Source organism: Spiribacter halobius (assembly GCF_020883455.1).
Taxonomy (GTDB): Bacteria; Pseudomonadota; Gammaproteobacteria; order Nitrococcales; family Nitrococcaceae; genus Sediminicurvatus; species Sediminicurvatus halobius.
Genome location: NZ_CP086615.1, coordinates 3,490,454 through 3,508,217, shown reverse-complemented (window position 1 = coordinate 3,508,217; position 17,764 = coordinate 3,490,454). Strand labels below are relative to the sequence as shown.

General features: G+C 70.6%; 19 protein-coding genes and 1 other RNA gene. 7 read left to right on the top strand and 13 right to left on the bottom strand.

Going from position 1 to position 17,764, the window contains the following annotated elements:
- Positions 1-45 precede the first annotated feature (45 nt).
- The 6 genes from LMH63_RS16420 to LMH63_RS16395 form a co-directional block, all read right to left on the bottom strand.
- Positions 46-1,383 (bottom strand): OmpP1/FadL family transporter, encoded by a 1,338-nt coding sequence (locus tag LMH63_RS16420; protein ID WP_158280373.1) that lies wholly within the window; start codon positions 1,381-1,383, stop codon positions 46-48.
- Positions 1,384-1,587: 204 nt separating this feature from the next.
- Positions 1,588-2,076 (bottom strand): dihydrofolate reductase, encoded by a 489-nt coding sequence (locus LMH63_RS16415; RefSeq protein WP_109678731.1) that lies wholly within the window; start codon positions 2,074-2,076, stop codon positions 1,588-1,590.
- Positions 2,077-2,133: 57 nt separating this feature from the next.
- Positions 2,134-2,562: a GxxExxY protein gene (locus tag LMH63_RS16410; protein WP_109678730.1), complete on the bottom strand. Its 429-nt coding sequence runs from the start codon at positions 2,560-2,562 to the stop codon at positions 2,134-2,136.
- A gap of 32 nt (positions 2,563-2,594) precedes the next feature.
- Positions 2,595-3,389: a thymidylate synthase gene (locus LMH63_RS16405; protein ID WP_109678729.1), complete on the bottom strand. Its 795-nt coding sequence runs from the start codon at positions 3,387-3,389 to the stop codon at positions 2,595-2,597.
- A gap of 10 nt (positions 3,390-3,399) precedes the next feature.
- Entirely contained in the window at positions 3,400-4,206 is an 807-nt protein-coding gene (gene lgt, locus LMH63_RS16400) for a prolipoprotein diacylglyceryl transferase (protein WP_109678728.1), read from the bottom strand.
- A gap of 2 nt (positions 4,207-4,208) precedes the next feature.
- Entirely contained in the window at positions 4,209-5,420 is a 1,212-nt protein-coding gene (locus tag LMH63_RS16395; RefSeq protein WP_109678758.1) for a class I SAM-dependent rRNA methyltransferase, read from the bottom strand.
- Positions 5,421-5,578: 158 nt separating this feature from the next.
- Here LMH63_RS16395 and LMH63_RS16390 point away from each other — a divergent pair, with 158 nt between their 5' ends.
- The 3 genes from LMH63_RS16390 to argA are packed head-to-tail and all read left to right on the top strand — an operon-like array spanning position 5,579 to position 8,717.
- On the top strand, positions 5,579-6,235 hold the full coding sequence (locus LMH63_RS16390) for a TIGR04211 family SH3 domain-containing protein (RefSeq protein WP_158280372.1): 657 nt from the start codon (positions 5,579-5,581) through the stop codon (positions 6,233-6,235).
- Positions 6,235-7,407 (top strand): acetylornithine deacetylase, encoded by a 1,173-nt coding sequence (gene argE, locus LMH63_RS16385; RefSeq protein ID WP_109678726.1) that lies wholly within the window; start codon positions 6,235-6,237, stop codon positions 7,405-7,407. The genes LMH63_RS16390 and argE overlap by 1 nt, the downstream gene beginning before the upstream one ends.
- A complete protein-coding gene (gene argA, locus LMH63_RS16380; RefSeq protein ID WP_109678725.1) occupies positions 7,407-8,717 on the top strand; it encodes an amino-acid N-acetyltransferase in 1,311 nt (436 codons plus the stop codon). The genes argE and argA overlap by 1 nt, the downstream gene beginning before the upstream one ends.
- 127 nt (positions 8,718-8,844) lie before the next feature.
- On the opposite strand, the gene LMH63_RS16375 is transcribed toward argA, so the two are convergent.
- The 7 genes from LMH63_RS16375 to LMH63_RS16345 all read right to left on the bottom strand — a co-directional run bounded on the left by LMH63_RS16375 (position 8,845) and on the right by LMH63_RS16345 (position 12,747).
- Positions 8,845-9,774, bottom strand: a complete 930-nt coding sequence (locus LMH63_RS16375; RefSeq protein ID WP_109678724.1) for a glucosaminidase domain-containing protein — start codon at positions 9,772-9,774, stop codon at positions 8,845-8,847.
- Positions 9,764-10,237, bottom strand: a complete 474-nt coding sequence (locus tag LMH63_RS16370; RefSeq protein ID WP_109678723.1) for an EVE domain-containing protein — start codon at positions 10,235-10,237, stop codon at positions 9,764-9,766. The genes LMH63_RS16375 and LMH63_RS16370 overlap by 11 nt, the downstream gene beginning before the upstream one ends.
- Before the next feature lie 167 nt (positions 10,238-10,404).
- Positions 10,405-11,064, bottom strand: coding sequence for a 5-formyltetrahydrofolate cyclo-ligase (locus LMH63_RS16365; RefSeq protein WP_229332631.1), 660 nt, complete (start codon positions 11,062-11,064; stop codon positions 10,405-10,407).
- Between the two features lie 103 nt (positions 11,065-11,167).
- A non-coding RNA gene (gene ssrS, locus LMH63_RS16360) (6S RNA) lies at positions 11,168-11,356 on the bottom strand.
- Between the two features lie 56 nt (positions 11,357-11,412).
- On the bottom strand, positions 11,413-12,150 hold the full coding sequence (locus tag LMH63_RS16355) for a glycerophosphodiester phosphodiesterase family protein (protein WP_109678722.1): 738 nt from the start codon (positions 12,148-12,150) through the stop codon (positions 11,413-11,415).
- A gap of 67 nt (positions 12,151-12,217) precedes the next feature.
- Positions 12,218-12,532: a cell division protein ZapA gene (locus LMH63_RS16350; protein ID WP_109678721.1), complete on the bottom strand. Its 315-nt coding sequence runs from the start codon at positions 12,530-12,532 to the stop codon at positions 12,218-12,220.
- Positions 12,532-12,747 carry a TIGR02449 family protein gene (locus tag LMH63_RS16345; protein WP_109678720.1) on the bottom strand — a complete coding sequence of 72 codons (216 nt, stop codon included), beginning with the start codon at positions 12,745-12,747 and terminating at the stop codon, positions 12,532-12,534. The genes LMH63_RS16350 and LMH63_RS16345 overlap by 1 nt, the downstream gene beginning before the upstream one ends.
- Positions 12,748-12,897: 150 nt before the next feature.
- On the opposite strand from LMH63_RS16345, the gene LMH63_RS16340 reads away from it, so the two are divergent.
- The 4 genes from LMH63_RS16340 to LMH63_RS16325 all read left to right on the top strand — a co-directional run bounded on the left by LMH63_RS16340 (position 12,898) and on the right by LMH63_RS16325 (position 17,389).
- A complete protein-coding gene (locus tag LMH63_RS16340) occupies positions 12,898-13,467 on the top strand; it encodes a UPF0149 family protein (RefSeq protein ID WP_109678719.1) in 570 nt (189 codons plus the stop codon).
- Between the two features lie 213 nt (positions 13,468-13,680).
- Positions 13,681-14,985 carry an aminopeptidase P N-terminal domain-containing protein gene (locus LMH63_RS16335; RefSeq protein WP_109678718.1) on the top strand — a complete coding sequence of 435 codons (1,305 nt, stop codon included), beginning with the start codon at positions 13,681-13,683 and terminating at the stop codon, positions 14,983-14,985.
- Positions 14,982-16,202, top strand: coding sequence for a 2-octaprenyl-6-methoxyphenyl hydroxylase (ubiH, locus tag LMH63_RS16330; protein ID WP_109678717.1), 1,221 nt, complete (start codon positions 14,982-14,984; stop codon positions 16,200-16,202). The genes LMH63_RS16335 and ubiH overlap by 4 nt, the downstream gene beginning before the upstream one ends.
- Positions 16,199-17,389 carry a UbiH/UbiF/VisC/COQ6 family ubiquinone biosynthesis hydroxylase gene (locus tag LMH63_RS16325; RefSeq protein ID WP_109678716.1) on the top strand — a complete coding sequence of 397 codons (1,191 nt, stop codon included), beginning with the start codon at positions 16,199-16,201 and terminating at the stop codon, positions 17,387-17,389. The genes ubiH and LMH63_RS16325 overlap by 4 nt, the downstream gene beginning before the upstream one ends.
- Positions 17,390-17,764: the final 375 nt, after the last annotated feature.

Genomic DNA, 17,764 nt, shown 5'->3' with positions numbered 1-17,764 from the left:
CGGGCGCCCCGCGGGGCGCCCGTGGCGCCGACCTGGCGCCAGGCCTCAGAACCGCCAGTTGGCCTGAATGGCGACGATGTCGACACTGCCCTCGGTATCGGCGGTCAGGTCGCCGCGGAACTGGTTGCTCTCCTTCTCGCCGTCCAGGTCGATGGAGGCATCATCGAGCATGACATGCGTGAAGGCGCCGGTAATGCCGAATCGCTCGTTCGGGGCAAAGGTGGCGCCAATGGAGATCCAGGTGCGGTCACTGTCGGGGATGCGTGGGCTGCGCGTGTCGTCCTGCACCGGTGATTCGTCGAAGCCGACACCGCCGCGCAGCGTCCAGCGCCCATCCAGGGCGTATTCGGCGCCGGCCGAGATCATGTAGGTATCCTCCCAGTCCTCTTCCTTGACGCTGTCGGGCGTGTCATCCCCGAATTCGACACGCAGCTCGTCGAAGCTGCTCCAGTCGGTCCAGGAGACCTCGCCCAGCAGCGTCCAGCGGTCGTTCAGCGAGTGCACGATACCGGTGCTGAAGGTAGCCGGCGTGCTGATGTTGGCAGAGCCCCCCGATTCGGTGAAGAGATTGGCCCCGGTCAGCACATCGCGAATGCCGTCGCTGTCGGACTCATAGTCGACATCGCCCTCTATTTCGTGATCGATCTCGGAGTGGTACGAGGCTCCGATTCGGGTGGTGTCTGACACCTGAAATAGCAGCCCGAGGTTAAAGCCGAAGGCCCAGTCGTCTCCCGTAACCTCCGCGAAGCCTTCCTGATTCGGATCGCCGGGCGTAGCGGCCCCCAAGGCCGCCGCGAGCATCGCTGGTGTGTTCGGATCCGCAGCTACCGCCGTGCCGACTGTGCCGAAATCCACGGCGTTGCTGAGCGTCGCATCCGCGTATTGAGCCTGGATGCCGCCCGCAAGGGTGAGCCGGTCTGTCGCGTTGAAAGAAACCACCGGGTTGATGTTGTTCGTCACCAGGTCGCTCTCGATGGCGTAGAAGCGTCCAACGAAATCACGGTCGTATTCCGTCTTCAGACCCCAGGGCGCACTGACGACGAGGCCTACCGACCACTGGTCATCCAGCGCCCAGCGAGCGGCGAATGAGGGCACGAACGCCGTTGTGGAGCCGTCCTGCGAAGGGTCACCGCTGTAGGGCACGTTGCCGAAGGTGCTGTTCGTGCTGGCTTCGGCGTCGGTGATATCAAAGGTAGGAGAGATATAACTGCCGAACAGCCCGATCTCGCTGCCCTGGCCGAAGCCGATGACCGCGGGATTGTACGCCGCCAGGGTGACGTCCCCGCTGGCGCCGCCGGCGCTGGCGCCCGCCAGGGCGTTGCCGAGCGCCGTCGCGCTCTGCTCGCGGATCTGGAACCCCGAGGCCTGGGCGTTGCCGGCCACAGCGGCGAGGGCGAGGGCGGTGAGGGCGCAGACGGTGGTATGGCGTGGGAAGCCGTGCATATTGCTCTCCTCCTGGATGTGCGGCGCTTCCGGCCGGTGTCATTATCGGGCCGTCCCCAATGGCGTGAACGACCTTGGTGGAAACACTAGCCGTGCGCGACGCCGTTGACAATACGCGAGCGTATGGTCGAGCTGAATCGGAGTTCAGGCGGCGCGCTCGTAGCGGAGGAAATCCATCGGGTAGGGGTTGTCGGCGTCCGCCGGGTGGTGGGATTCGGCCGCCAGGACCCAGTCGGGCCCCTCGAAGGGCGGGAAGTGCACGTCCCCGTCGATCTCGGCGCGCACCAGCGTGAGCTCGATGCGATGGGCGATGGGCAGAAAGGCCTGGTAGACCGCCTCGCCGCCGATGACCATGACCTCGGGAGCGTCACCGGCGGCTGCCAGTGCCGCGTCGACGTCATGGACTACGGTGCAGCCGGGCGCTGAGTAACCGGGGTCGCGCGTCAGGATGATGTTGTGCCGCTTCGGCAGGGGCCGGCCGATGGACTCGAAGTTCCGCCGCCCCATCACGATCGGCCTGCCCCGGGTCAGCGCCACGAAATGCCGCATATCCGCCGGCAACCGCCACGGCAGATCGTTATCCCGCCCAATGACTCGATTCTCGGCCATCGCTGCCACGAGGGTGATATTCAAGTCTGCCTCTCCATCAACGGGTGGTCTTCAACACAACGACACAACGAGCACAACGGATCACAACGAGGGAGAGCCGTGCACAACTCGGCGTACGCCGTCCCTCAGCAGTGGCGCATGAAAGTTGATCAGTAGTCCGAGCCAGAGCTGAGTGTGGCGCAGGTAGGTCAGTAGCTGGACCTCGTGGATGCGCTCGAGCCGTTCAACGGCCTTTACCTCGACGATGACGCAGCACTCGGCGACCAGGTCCATTCGATACGCGGCATCCAGCCGAACGCCTTTGTAGGCTACGGTCACGGGAACCTGACGACGGAAAGCCAGCCCTCGCAGGCGCAGCTCGTGACATAGCGCGATCTCGTAGCTTGATTCCAGCAATCCTGATCCGAGCGCCCGGTGAACCTCAAATGCCGCATCGAGGACACCCCTCGCCACATCATTCTCTCTTCCGGCGTCGTGCTTCGTGGTGTCCGTGGTGTCGTTGTGTTTCATCACCCAGGTCCTCCATGACCATAGGCCTTGGATTACACCGCCACAGGCGCCTTGATGTGCGGGTGGGCCTGGTAGCCCTCCAGGTGGATGTCCTCGTAGCGGAAGGCGAAGAGGTCGCGGACGTCCGGGTTGAGGCGCAGCGTCGGCAGGGGTAGGGGCTCGCGCTGTAGCTGCGTGTCGGCCTGTTCCAGGTGGTTCAGGTAGAGGTGGGCGTCGCCCAGGGTGTGGATGAACTCGCCGGGCTCCAGGTTCGTCACCTGCGCCACCATGTGGGTGAGCAGGGCGTAGGAGGCGATGTTGAACGGCACGCCGAGGAAGAGATCGGCGCTGCGCTGGTAGAGCTGGCAGGACAGCCGGCCCTCGGCGACGTAGAACTGGAAAAGCACGTGGCAGGGCGGCAGGCCCATGTCCTCGATCTGGCCCGGATTCCAGGCCGTGACGATGTGCCGGCGCGAGTCCGGGTTGCGGCGGATCTGCTCCACCACCTGGCTGATCTGGTCGATGCGCCGCCCGTCCGGCGCCGGCCAGGAGCGCCATTGCACGCCGTAGATCGGCCCGAGGTCGCCGTTCGCGTCCGCCCACTCGTCCCAGATCCGGACCTTGTTCTCCTTGAGGTAGGCGATGTTCCCCGAGCCGGAGAGGAACCACAGCAGCTCGTGGATGATCGAGCGCAGGTGCAGCTTCTTGGTGGTGACCACCGGAAAGCCCTGCCGCAGATCGAAGCGCATCTGCCAGCCGAACACCGAGAGCGTGCCGGTGCCGGTGCGGTCATCCTTGCGAACGCCGTGATCCCTGACGTGACGGAGGAGGTCCAGATACTGCTGCATCGCGTGCCCTTTAGCGCTGTGCGCCCACCTTCGCGCGCGGCTGCCGGTAGGCCCAGAGCATCAACGCCGCGCCTCCCACAACCATCGGCAACGACAGCACCTGCCCCATGGTGAGCCAGCCCCACGCCAGATAGCCGATGTGTGCGTCGGGCAGGCGCACGAACTCCACCAGGAAGCGGGCGCAGCCGTAGCCGGCGATGAACAGCCCGCCGACGCTGCCCATCGGCCGCGGCCGGCGGCTGAACAGCCACACGACGGCGAACAGCACCACACCTTCCAGCGCCATCTCGTAGAGCTGTGAAGGGTGCCGTGGCTCGGGGCCGAGGGGCGGGTAGATCATGCCCCAGGGCACCGACGTGGGCGCTCCCCAGAGCTCGCCGTTGATAAAGTTGCCGAGCCGCCCGGCGCCGAGGCCGAGGGGCACCAGCGGCGCCACGAAGTCCCCGACGGCGAGGAACGGCTGGCCGCTGCGCCGGGCGAACACCCAGAGCATCAGGATGACGCCGAGCAGCCCGCCGTGGAAGGCCATGCCGCCCTCCCAGATGCGCAGCAGCGACAGCGGGTCGGCCAGCAGCCGCTCCGTGCCGTAGAAGAGCGCGTAGCCGATGCGGCCACCGACGATGACGCCGATGGCGGCGTAGACCACGAGGTCGTCCAGCTGCCCGGGGGCGACGGCGGTGTCCGGCCGGCGCGCCCGCAGCCGCCCGAGCCACCAGGCAAGGGCGAAGCCGACGGCGTACATCAGGCCGTACCAGTGGATGTCCACGGGGCCGAGGGAGATGGCGACGGGATCGATGTCCGGGTAGCGCAGGGCCATGTTCAGATCTGGCTGTCCGCGGGCAGCACGCGGGCGGTGATCACCTTGATGTAGTCCGTCTCCGGCAGCGCCGGGTGCACGGGGTGGTCCGGCCCCTGGCGGCCGAAGTCGACGATCTGCAGGCTACGGTCGAGATGGCGGCCGGCGGCGAGCAGGGTGCTGCGCAGCTCGTCGCGTTCGAGATGCGCCGAGCAGGAGGCGGAGATAAGCACGCCGTCGTGGGCGAGCACCTGCATTGCCGCCTGGTTCAGCCGCCGGTAGGCGCGCAGTCCCTGGCGGTGGTCCTTGCGGCGCTTGATGAAGGCCGGCGGATCGGCGATGACCACGTCGAAGCGCTCACGGTCCTCCCGCAGGGCCGCCAGCACCTCCAGCACGTCGCCGCAGGCGACGCTCACGCGGTCGTCGACACCGTTCCAGCCGGCGTTGCGCCCCGCCCATTCCGCGGCATCCCGCGAGGCGTCCACCGTGAGCACCCCGGCGGCGCCGGCGAGGGCGGCCTCGATGCCCCAGGCCCCGACGTAGCCGTAGAGATCGAGCACCCGCCGGCCCGCCACCAGCGGCATCATGCGCGCCCGGTTGGCCGTGTGGTCGTAGTACCAGCCGGTCTTCTGGCCGGCGCTCGCCGGCACCGTGAAGCGTGCCCCGTTCTCCGCCACGTCCAGGGTGTCCGGGCCGGCGTCCCCCGCCCACTCGATGTAGCGCTCCAGCCCCTCCAGCTCGCGCATGGCGCTGTCGCAGCGCAGCAGGATGTGGCGCGGCCGGAGCACCCGGTGCAGCGCCTCCACCAGTGCCTCACGCAGGCGCTCCATGCCGGCGGTGTTGATCTGCGCCACCAGGGTGTCGCCGAAGCGGTCCACCACCAGGCCGGGCAGGCCGTCCCCCTCGCCGTGCACCAGCCGGTAGTAGGGCGCGTCGAACAGCCGTTCACGCAGCGACAGCGCCAGGTTCAGGCGGTGTACCAGGAGCGAGCCGTCCGGCGCGCGGTCCGGATCCCGGCTCATCAGCCGGGCGCAGATCAGCGAATGCGGGTTGACGTAGGCGGTGCCGACGGGGCGGCCGTCGGCCGCGCGCAGGCACACCGGCTCGCCCGGCGCGAACGCCTTGAGCGGCGTGCGGTCGTTGTCCACCTCGTTGCTGAACACCCAGGGGTGGCCGGCGCGGAGGCGGCGATCCTCGCCACGGCGGAGCGTCAGGTCGGGGAGCTGGAGCGTCATCGGCTTGCGGCGTCGGGCTTCGGGAAGGCCGGTATTGTCCATGAAAGCGGAGTGCCTGTCGTTAGCGGGGCAGCCATCAGCTACACTCCCTCGCCTGTATGGGCGGGTCGCTGCGGCCTGCCCGCCCACGCTTGCCGACCCCACGGGAGAGATTTGGAGTGCAGGGTTTCTTCAAGGCGCTGCTGTTCGCCGTTCTGTTCGGCGTGGTCGGCGCGGCCGGTGCCCAGTCCACCGCCTACGTCACCGACGAGCTGCGGCTGAACCTGCGCAGCGGGCCGGGCAACGAGTACCGCATCCTGCAGCTGCTGCCCTCGGGCACGCCGGTTCAGGTCCTGGAGCGCGGCAACGAGTGGACCCGGGTTCGGTCCGGTGGCAACGAGGGCTGGATGCGCACCAGCTATCTGCAGTCCCAGCCGGCCGCTGCCGTGCGCCTGGAAGAGGCCACGGAAGAGCTCGCCCGGCTCCGGGAGCAGAACGCCGGGCTGCAGGAGGCGCTGGAGGCGACCCGCGTGGAGCTCGAGTCCACGGTGGCGGAAGTCCAGTCCCTGCGCGACGAGAACGAGGCGATGTCGCGCCGGCTGGAGCAGGCCAGCGAGGGGCTGGAGCTCGCCGACGAGAACCAGGCGCTGAAGAAGCAGGTGATCGACCTCGAGCGCGAAGTCCAGGACCTCACCAACGAGACGCGGCGGCTTTCCGATCGCAGCCGACAGGACTGGTTCGTGGTCGGTGCCGGGGTCATGGCCTTCGGCATGCTGGTGGGCATCATCGTCACCCGAATCCGCTGGCGCCGGCGGAGCAGCTGGGGAGACCTCTGATGCCGGGCGCACGGGTGCCGGACGTCACCGGGATGATCGCCGAGCTCGTGGCGCTGCCGTCGGTCAGCAGCGTCGAGCCGTCCTTCGACCAGGGCAACCGGGCCGTGGTGGAGCGGCTGGCGGAGTGGCTGGAGGCGCTGGGCTTTGCCTGCGACCTGCGGCCGCTGCCCGGCCGCCCGGAGAAGGCCAACCTCATCGCCACCCTGGGCAAGGGCGACGGCGGCCTGGTGCTCTCCGGCCATACCGACACCGTGCCCTACGACGACGGCCTCTGGAGCTCCGACCCGTTCCGCCTCGCCGAGCGGGACGGGCGCCTGTACGGCCTCGGCACCTGCGACATGAAGGCGTTCCTCGCGCTTGCCATCGAGGCGGCCCGCGACCTGCGCGCCGGAGACCTGAGGCAGCCGCTGATCCTGCTCGCCACGGCGGACGAGGAGTCGGGCATGGACGGCGTCAAGGCGCTGGTGGAGGCGGGGCACCGCCTCGGGCGCCATGCCGTGATCGGGGAGCCGACCAACCTCGCGCCGATTCGCCTGCACAAGGGCGTTATGATGGAGTCCGTGCGCCTGGTCGGGCGCTCCGGCCACTCCAGCAACCCGGCCCTTGGCGTCAGCGCCCTGGATGCAATGGCCAAGGTGCTGCCGGAGCTCATCCGCTGGCGCGGCGAGCTCGCCGAGCGCTATCGCGATGCCCGCTTCGAGGTGCCGTATCCAACGCTCAACCTCGGCTGCATCCACGGCGGCGACAACCCCAACCGCATCTGCCCCTCCAGCGAGCTGCATCTCGATCTGCGGCCGCTGCCGGGGATGAGCAACGAGGAGCTGCGCGCCGAGCTCGGCGATCGCCTGCGGCATCTGCTGGAGGATTTCCCCGGCCGTCTCGAGCTGCGCTCGCTGTTCCCGGGCCAGCCGGCCCTGGAGACCGACGCCGGCGCCGAGATCGTGCGTGCCGCCGGGGCGCTCACCGGCGCCGAGCCGGGGTCGGTGGCCTTTGGCACCGAGGGGCCCTGGCTGCAGCAGCTCGGTATGGATGTGGTGGTGCTCGGGCCGGGGGACATCGCCCAGGCGCATCAGCCGGACGAGTTCCTGGCCCTGGATCGCCTGCAGCCGACGGTGGACCTGCTGCGCGGCTTTATCCGCCGCTTCTGTCTGGAACCGGCCGGAGCGGCGTGATGGACCACGAGTGGCTCGTGCGCTGGTTCCGCCATAGCTCGCCCTATATCCACGCCCACCGCGGCCGCACCTTCGTGGTCGCCTTCGGGGGCGAGGCGCTGGAGGGCCAGGCCGCGGCGGGGCTGGTGCACGACCTCGCGCTGCTCAACGGCCTCGGCGTGCGCCTGGTCCTGGTGCCGGGGGCCCGGCCGCAGATCGAGCGCCGGCTGCGGGACCGCGGCGCGGAGATCCGCTACGTCAACGGCCTGCGCGTCACCGACGCCGCCGCCCTGGAGTGCGTGCAGGACGCCGTCGGCAGCGTCCGCCTGCAGCTCGAGGCGCTGCTCTCCATGGGCCTCGCCAACTCGCCCATGGCCGGAGTGCGCATCCGCGCTGCCTCGGGCAACTTCGTCACCGCCCGCCCGCTCGGCGTCCGCGACGGCGTGGACTACCTGCACACCGGCGAGGTGCGCCGGGTCGACGCCGAGGCCATCGGCCAGCGCCTGGACGACGGCGCTGTGGTGGTGGTCACGCCGCTCGGCGTCTCCCCCACCGGCGAGGTCTTCAACCTCTATGCCGAGGACGTCGCCCTCGCCGTGGCCCGGGTCACCGGGGCGGACAAGCTGCTCTACCTGCACGAGGGCGAGGGCCTGAAGGACGCCGCGGGCGAGCCTGTGGGCGAGCTCACCGTGGACGAGGCCCGTCGCCGTCTGGAGCAGGGCCAGCTGCCGGCGGACGGCATCGGCCGGCAGCTGGCGCGGGCGGTGGAGGCCTGCCAGTCCGGCGTGCCCCGGGTGCACCTGGTGGAGCGGGCCACCGACGGCGCGCTGCTGATGGAGCTCTTCACCCGTGATGGCGTGGGCACCCTGGTAACGGCGCGCTCGTTTGAGCGCCTGCGGCGGGCCAGCGTGGACGACGTCGGCGGCATCCTGGCGCTGATCGAGCCGCTGGAGCGGGACGGCACCCTGGTGCGGCGCTCCCGCGAGCTGCTGGAAACCGAGATCGAGCGCTTCACCGTCATGGAGCGGGAGGGCACGGTGGTGGCCTGTGCCGCGCTCTATCCGATGCCGGACGCCCCCATGGCCGAGCTCGCCTGCGTCGCCGTGCACCCGGAGTACCGTGGCGGCCACCGCGGCGCGCGCCTGCTCGAGCGCCTCGAGCGGCAGGCCCGCGAGGCCGGCTGCGAGCGCGTGTTCGTGCTCACCACCCGCACCGCCCACTGGTTCCTGGAGCACGGCTTCGAGCCCGCCAGCCTGGACGACCTCCCCGTCTCCCGCCGCGAGCTCTACAACCTCAAGCGCGGCTCGAAGGTCTACTGGAAGGCGGTTTGAACGCCGCGCCCCGACGTGGTCGCCACCGGCTCTTAAACACAACGACACCACGGGCACAACGGTCCACAACGAACTGATCGACGTTGTGAATCGTTGTGCCCGTGGTGTCGTTGTGTTGATCTCCGGGCTAGCGCTGCGCGAGCTGTTCGGTGGTGAGGATCTCCACGCCGGTGATGGCGTCGGCGAGGCCGTTCTGGCGGAGCATGGTGCGGAGCTCGGCGATGTATTCCTCGCCGCGCTCGGAGTAGGCGGCCAGCCCCTCGGCCAGCGCGGTCGCCCGGCGTGGGCGGCCCGCCGCGCGCATGGCGGCGCGCTGCGCGCGGAAGTCGGCGTAGGCCTCGTGGCTGTTCAGGTTGTTCAGATAGCTGGCTACCGAGGCACGCAGATTCGGAAAGCGGCGGACGTAGTGGCCGGCGTCTTCCTCGCGGTTCTCCGGCTCCAGCCCCAGCGCCTCGCTCCAGGTCCACTCGCCGAACAGGTTGTTCCCTTCCAGCGCAAAGCGCGACGTCCCCCAGCCGCTCTCGTTCGCGGCCTGCGCCAGCGCGAGGGCCGGTGGCACGACGTCCACCCGGCGCAGCAGCGCCTCCAGCGTGGCCGGGTCATCCGGGGCGCCGTCCACGCCATAGCGCCCGGCAAGCCGTGCCACCAGGCGCCGGGCGTCCTCGTCATCGAGCTCACCGTCCCGGGCGGCTATCAGGCCGTCCCGTTCGGCGGCGATGCGCGCGTTCTCCGCCAGCACCAGCGGCAGGAGGCTGCGCAGGAACAGCGACTTGCGCTGTTCCACCGGTACCTGGTCAAGGTCCGGCGGGAAGCGCTGCAGCGCAAGCCCCGGCACCCGGTCGGGTGGCCACTCGTAGCCGTAGCGGGCGAAAACGGATTCCAGCTCGGCGGCGGAATCTACCCGCAGCGGCTCCAGCGGCGGGCCATCGCTGCGGGCGCTGCCGAAGCCGCCGAGCCACCAGACGAGGCCCACCAGCACGAGCACCGCCAGCGGCAGCGCATCGACCACGACCCGCGCGGGTGTTGCCGCCGCGCGGGGGCGCGCGTCACTGCTCACCCGACGTCTCCATGGCCAGGATCGCCGCCCACTGTTCCGGGGTCACGGGCATGACCGACAGCCGGTTGCCCTTGCGCACCAGCGGCATGTCCGCGAGCGCGGGGTTGGCTTTCAGCTCCGGCAGAGGGATCAGCCGCTGCAGACGGCGCACGAGACGCACGTCCACCATGTACCAGCGCGGATTCTCCGGATCGCTCTTCGGGTCGTAGTACTTCGACTCCGGGTCGAAGGCGGTATGGTCGGGGTAGCCCTCGGAGACGATCTCGATGATGCCGGCGATGCCCGGCACCTTGGTGTTGGAGTGGTAGAAGAAGGCCAGATCGCCCGGGCGCATCTCGTCGCGCATCATGTTGCGCACCTGGTAGTTGCGCACGCCGTCCCAGTGGTCGGTCTGGTCCGGCTCCGCGGCGAGGTGCTCGATGCCGTAGACATCGGGCTCGGACTTCATCAGCCAGTAGCGCATGGGTCCCATCCGGTCGTGAGTGGGTGAACGGTTCGCGACCGCATTCTAACCACGTATCGCGACTTGCTCGCCCTCGAGCAATGACCCGCGAGGCCTCAGCAAAAACCAGGCCGTGCCCGGTACTGCCGTAGGAGCGGTCTCCGACCGCGAAACGCCGCGCAGCGGAGTCAGCGGGTCCCGGCGCCACCCCTGGGGAACCGGTACAGCCGCTGCCCCGTGATGACGGCATCCAGCGGTACGTCCCAGCTTTCGCTCGGGAGCTCGCCCACGCGCTGGCACTCGTGGGCGAGCCCCACCAGTGCCGGCCGGCGAAAGCGCCCGCGCCCGGCCAGGGTGCGGTCATAGAAACCGCCGCCCATGCCAAGGCGCCGCCCGGCGGCATCGAAACCCACCAGCGGCATCAGCACGAGGTCGAGATGGGCGAGGGGCACGGCAACGGCCCGGGGGCCGGCGGGCTCCAGCAGGCCCAGACGATTGGCCCGCAGCGGCGTGTCCGCCGTCAGCCGCCGAAAGGCGAGCGCGCCGTCGGGGCGGAGCACGGGCAGACAGATCCGCCGCCCCTCGTGCCAGGCGCGCCGCAGTATCACGCTCGGATCCAGCTCGCCGTCCGCCGGCAGATACAGCGCAACCCGCCGTGCCCGTCTCCAGGCGGGTAGACGGGTCAGCCGCTCGGCGGCGCCCAGCGCCGCCTGCCGCTGTGCCCGCCCATCCAGCGCCCGCCGCCGCGCCCGGAGTGTCCGTCGCAGCGAACGCTTGTCGTTGGCCGCACCTTGATGGTGTGCATCGTTCACACCCGCAAAGGTGACGGCACGGAGGCGCCAAGGCAAGTTCGCAGCCCGATGCGGCTGCGCCGGGAAAGGCGATGATGAGTCAGGGATGATGCGCCTGATTCAGGCGCGCCCGCGCAACGGCGCCGGCAATCAGAAGAAAAAAGCCCCCGCGGTGCCGTGCGGACAACGCCCTTGAACCCTCTGGTTCAGGTGGGGATCCCGAGTGACCCTTTAGGCTTTCCGCTCCAGGGCGGACATGCACACCAGTGCCACTACCAACGGATCCCCAAGGCGCGCAAGTGTCGGCTCAAGAATGCTAAATGCCCGCTCTCGAACACCGCAGGGAATCCTAGGATGCATGCCGTTCGGCGACCCGTCCAGTCACATCGGCCCGGCGGCGCTTCCCTAGCGCTCGAGCCCGGCCGCGATCAGCGCCGCCGGCTGGTCGGTGATGACCCCGGCCACACCCGCCTGCAGCCAGCGCCGGGCCCGGGTGGCGTCGTTGACGGTCCACGCGTAGAGCTCGAGTCCGACGGCCTCCGCCGCGGCGATGGCCCTCGCCGTCAGGCGACGGTGGTCGGGGTGCAGAGTGCTGAGCTCGAGGCGGGCGGCCAGAGTGGCGAGCTCCTGCGGCACACGGCGACAGATGAGCCCCCGGGGCAGTGCCGGCTTGGCCTGTCGGCACCGGGCCAGCAGTTGCGGCTCGAACGAGGACAGCAGCAGCTGCCCCGGCGCCAGCGGCCGCCGGGAAACAGCCGCCAGGGTGCCTTCGGCCAGCCGGTCGAGCTGCGCCCCCGGGCTGACCTTGAGCTCCAGGTTCAGGCCAAGGTCGCGCTCCCGGCACAGGTCGAGGGCGTCCTCCAGGCGTGGGATGGGGGTGCGGGCGAACGCCGGCGCGAACCAGCTTCCGGCGTCGAGATGCCGCAGCGCCGGCCACTCCGCGGTGATCAGCTGTCCGCGGCCGTTGCTGCAGCGCTCGAGGCGCTCGTCGTGGAAGACTACGGCCGTGCCGTCGGCGACGACCTGTGCGTCGATCTCGACCCAGCGGGCGCCGGCATCGGCCGCGGCGGCCAGTGCGGGAAGGGTGTTCTCGGGGGCGACGGCTGACGCGCCACGATGGGCGATGACGCTGGCGGCGAGCATGCTGATCGTCTCGGAAGTATTGTCGGGGCTCTGCGACCTGACGATACTTCAGAGACGACTGGTTTGTTCAGCGACGGCGCAGCTCGGCGGGGATCTCCACGGCGTCCAGGTACTCCGATACCCGCTGATCCAGGCCGGCGAGGCGTTCGCGCACGCGCTCGCTGCCCTCGGCCTCGCGCCGGGCCTGGAGCATCTCGTGGGTGAGGTTGAGCGCTGCCATCACGGCGATGCGGTCCATGCCGACGATCTTGCCGCTGTCGCGGATCTCGCGCATGCGCTCGGAGAGGATCTGCGCCGACTCCAGCAGCGCCGCGCGCTCCTCGGGCGGGCAGGCGACCAGGAACTCGCGATCGAGGATGTTGACCTTCACCGGCTCGGACATCAGTGGTGCTCCATGGCCTTCAGCCGGCTGATCATGGCCTCGATCCGCGAGCGTGCGGTCTCGTTCTTCTCCAGCAGGGCGGCCCGCTCGGCATTGATCGCCTCCTGCGACTCCCGCAGGACGCGGTTCTCGTCCCGGAGCTGTTCGCAGAGCCGTATCAGCCGCTCCACGCGCTGCTCCAGCTGGACAATCTGTTCATTAACGGAATCAGCCACTTGGACCACCCTCTGGCCAGAGCTTCGACTATAGGGCGGCGGGGTGTCGCGGTCAACGAAAACCGCGGCGGGGGCCGCTTCACGGCGGCGCCGGGGTGCCCGCCGGTGTTACCCTGCGAGGCTAAGCAGCGACCTTCGCGAGCACAGCCGATGAGCGACGGCCAGCGCTTCCATGAACTCGACGATGCCCTGACGGCGGTGGGCGGTGAAACCGGCGCGGCCGAGGCCCACGGTCTGCTCTGCGGCATGTTCTGCGGCCCGCAGGAACCCGAAGCCGCACGCTGGATCGCCCATGTGCTCGCCGGCGCCAGCGCCCATGGGGACGCGGCCCGTGGCTGCCTGGCGGCGCTCACCGAGGTCTACGAGCAGACCCGCGCCGCACTGGAGAACGAGGCGCTGGAGTTCCAGCCGCTGTTGCCGGCGGACGACGAGCCGCTGGAGACGCGCGCCCGTGCCCTCGGCGAGTGGTGCGAGGGGTTCCTGTTCGGGCTCGGCGTCGCCGGCAGCGAGCGCGAGCACCTGCCGAAGGAGGCCGCCGAGGTGGTCAATGACCTCGGCCAGATCGCCCGCATCGACCCGGACGCCGGCGCCGACGAGGACAGTGAACAGGCCTACACGGAGCTGGTCGAATATCTGCGCGTGGCGACGCTGCTGGTGCGCGAGAACACCGCAACCCCGGCCGCGAACGGAGAGAGCGGCCCCAGGGACCGGCTGCACTGAGTGCCGGCGTGGGGCCCCGGCGCGGAGGTGCGGGTTACCCCGCGGGCAATGGGGGGCGAGTCAGGCGCAGGGGAATTCCCACCGCGCTGCCGTACTCCTACCGTTGCGGGGAGTGTGCGAAAAGACAGCGAAGCAGGGCCCGGACGGCAGCCAGTCCGTGCCCGCAGCCGCAAAGCGATGAGTAGCCAGGCGAGGTCATACCACGGAGGCAGCATGGAGCCAGGCGAGCACGCGCGGCGGCGGCAGGAGCTAAGGCAGCTGGTGGGGGAGGACGGCATCGTCGTGCTGCCCTCGGCGCCGGAGCGCCGCCGCAACCGTGATGTCTTCCATCCCTACCGCCAGGACAGCGACTTCCTCTACCTCACCGGTTTCGGCGAGCCGGATGCGGTGGCGGTGCTGGCGCCCGGGCGGCCCCAGGGCGAGTACCTGCTGTTCTGCCGCGAGCGCGACCCGGCCCGGGAGACGTGGGACGGACGCATCATCGGTCAGGACGCGGCCGTCGCCGAGTACGGCGCCGACGACGCCTTTCCCATCGATGACATGGACGAGATCCTCCCCGGCCTCATGGAGGGGCGCGCCAAGGTGTACTGCACCATGGGCGCGGATGCGGACTTCGACCACCGCCTCATCGGCTGGGTGAACCAGCTGCGGGCGCAGAGCCGGGCCGGCGTGCGCGCGCCGATGGAATACGTCTCCCTCGAGCACCTGCTGCACGAGATGCGGCTGATCAAGTCCCGTGCCGAGATCGAGGCGATGCGCGAGGCGGCGCGGGTGTCGGTGGCTGCGCACCAGCGCCTGCTCGAGGTCCTGCGCCCGGGTCTGCGCGAGTACGAGGTGGAGGCGGAGCTGCTCTACGACTTCCGCCGGCACGACGGCTGGCCGGCCTATCCCACCATCGTCGGCGGCGGCGCCAACGCCTGCGTGCTCCACTACATCGACAACCGGGGCACCCTGCGCGACGGCGATCTGGTGCTGATCGACGCCGGCGCCGAGCTCGGCGCCTACGCGGCCGACATCACCCGCACGCTGCCGGTGGGTGGGCGCTTCAGCGCCGCGCAGCGCGCCGTCTACGAAGTGGTGCTGGCCGCCCAGCACGAGGCGCTCGCCCGGGTGCGCCCCGGGGAGCACTGGAACGCGCCCCACGAGGCGGCAACCCAGGTGCTGGTTCAGGGCATGGTGGATCTCGGGCTGCTCGCCGGCGAGGTGGACGGGCTGATCGAGACCGGCGACTACCGGCGGTTCTTCATGCACCGCACCGGCCACTGGCTGGGCATGGATGTGCACGACGTTGGCGACTACAAGGTCGACGGCCACTGGCGCGAGCTCGAGCCCGGCATGGCGCTGACGGTGGAGCCGGGCCTCTATGTGCCCCCCGGCAGCGAGGGTGTGGACGAGCGCTTCCAGGGCATCGGCGTGCGCATCGAGGACAACGTCATCGTCACCCGGGACGGCCACGAGAACCTCACCGATGCCGTGCCGAAGTCCATCGAGGCCATTGAGGCGGCGATGGCACGATGAGCGACGCCGACGTCATCATCGCCGGCGGCGGGCTGGTCGGCGCGAGCCTCGCGCTCGCCCTGGGCGGGACCGGGCGTCGGGTGGCGGTGGTCGAGCCGCTGGCGCCGAGCGCCGAGGCCCAGCCAAGCTTCGATGACCGCCAGACCGCGCTTGCGCCCACCTCGCGCCGCTTCCTCGAGGCCCTGGGCCTGTGGGAGGCGCTCCAGGACGAGGCCGGCCCCATCACCGAGATCCACGTCTCCGACCGCGGCGGCTTCGGCTTTACGCGGCTGACGGCGGCCGCCGAGGGGCTGCCGGCGCTGGGGCATGTGGTGCCGAACCGGGCCCTCGGCGCGGTGCTTGGCCCCGCCCTGGCCGAGGCGGAGCATGTCAGCCTCTACTGCCCGGCGGAGGTCGCCGGCGTCCGGCGACTGCGTGACCGGGTGGAGGTCAGCCTGAGCGGGGAGGGGGCGCCGGCAACGATGAGCGCGCCGCTGCTGGTGGTAGCCGACGGCATGCGCTCAGCAACCCGGGAGGCCATCGGCGTCGGCCTGCGCGAGCGCCCCTATGGCCAGACTGCCATCATCGCCAATCTGCGCACCGAATATCCGCTGCGCGGACGCGCCTTCGAGCGCTTCACCCCGGACGGGCCGCTGGCGGTGCTGCCCCTCGCCGACGACGCTGCCTCGCTGGTCTGGACGCTGCCGGGAGAGCAGGCCGATGCGGTTGCCGCGCTGCCCGAACCGGAGTTCCTGGCACGCCTGCAGCAGGCCTTCGGCTGGCGGCTGGGCAGGCTGCAGGCAGTAGGCGAGCGCCACTGCTATCCGCTCACGGCGGTGATTGCCGAGCGCTTCAGCGCCGAGCGCGCCGCCATCATCGGCAACGCCGCCCACGCCCTGCACCCGGTGGCCGGACAGGGGCTGAACCTCGCGCTGCGCGATGTCGCGGCGCTGGCCGAGCTCATCGCCGAGCCCGGGGATCCGGGCGATGCGGAGCGGCTGGCCCGCTTCGAGCGCGAGCGCCGGGGCGACTACCGGCGCACCTTCGTCTTCACCGACGGGCTCGTGCGGCTGTTCTCCAATCGCTGGCCGCCGCTCGCGCTGCTGCGCAACGTCGGCCTCACCGCCCTCGACCTGGTGCCACCGGCGCGCCGCTTCCTGCTGCAGCAGGCCACCGGCCGCGCCGGGCGCCTGCCGCGGCTCTCCCGCGGCCTGCCGCTCGCCCGGGAGGCGCCATGAGCCGCCAGCGCACTGACGTCGCCATCCAGGGCGCCGGCATGGTGGGACTGTTCGCCGCCCTGCGCCTGGCCCGCGCGGGGCTGTCGGTCAGCGTGCTCGATGCCGAGCGGCCGCCGGTCTGGCGCGGACGCGGCGGCGAGTATCGCCAGCGGGTGTCCGCGCTCAATCGGCACACCGAGGCCCTGCTGGACGCCGACGGCGTCTGGGCCGCCATGGCCGCAGCGCGGGTGAGCCCGTTCCGCGCCATCACGGCCGAGGACGCCGCCGGCGGCGGCCGCGTCCACTTCGACGCCGCCGAGGTGGGCGAGCCGCATCTCGGCCACATCGTCGAGAACGATCTGGTCCGCGCGATGCTGGCCCGCGCCTGCCGCGAGGCGGGGGTGCACTTCAGCGTTCCGGGTGCCGTGCAGGGCTGGGCCGAGGAGGAGTCGGCGCTGATCCTGGATCTCGGCGAGGGGCGGCAGCTGCAGACCGGCCTGCTGGTGGGGGCGGATGGCGCCGGCTCGGCCATTCGCGAGCAGGCCGGGATCGCGGTGGACCACCGCGGCTACGGCCAGCGTGCCATCGTCGCTGCCGTGGAGACCGGCGAGCCCCATGGCGAGACGGCGCGCCAGCGCTTCCTGGCCGGCGGGCCGGTGGCGTTCCTGCCGCTGGCGGACGGGCGTTGCTCCATCGTCTGGTCCCTGCCGGAGTCCGAGGCCGAGGCGATCCTCCGGCTCGAGGACGCGGCGTTCGTCGAGGTGCTGAACGAGGCGGCCGGCAGCCTGGTGGGCGGCGTCACCGGCAGCGGCCCGCGCGGCGCCTTCCCGCTCCATCGCCTGCACGCCCGGCGCTACATCGCCGAGCGCGTGGCGCTGGTGGGCGATGCCGCCCACGTCATCCACCCGCTGGCCGGGCAGGGCGCCAACCTCGGCTTCCGCGACGCCGAGACGCTGGCCGCCGAGGTCGCCGCCGCCCGCGAGCGCGGGCGCGACCCGGGCGGTACCGCCGTGCTGCGCCGCTTCGAGCGCGCCCGCCGCGGCGACAACCTCGCCGTCCAGGCCGCCATGGAGGCCTTCCACCAGGCCTTCACCCGCGGCGAGGCCCCGCTCGTGGCCCTGCGCAGCCTCGGCTTCAACCTCACCGACCGCCTCCCCCCGCTCAAGCACGCCTTCATGCGCCTCGCCATGGGCCGGGCGCTGGGCTGACCCCGCCTGCTTGAGTGAGTAGAGGGTCGCGAAGGCGCAAAGGGCGCGAAGGAGGGGGTTGCGACTGCCGCCGCCGCGAGCCCGCCAGGACCGGAGGGTTGAACACAACGACACAACGGGCACAACGGAACACCACGTGAAGAAGGAATTCCGTTCGGCCCCGACATACCGAGGAATGCCCGCGGGAGTTGATCAGCGCTTCCGTCGACCTCTATATCTTGATTCTCTCGCCGTTGTGCCCGTTGTGCCCGTTGTGTCGTTGTGTTGAATCCCCGCCTTCAGTCCCGCAGCCGCTTTGGCCAGGCAGCCAGAACGGGCCAGGTTCGCTATGCTTGCGGGCAGGGCGGCGGTTGGTCGGACCACGGGGGGTCGGTA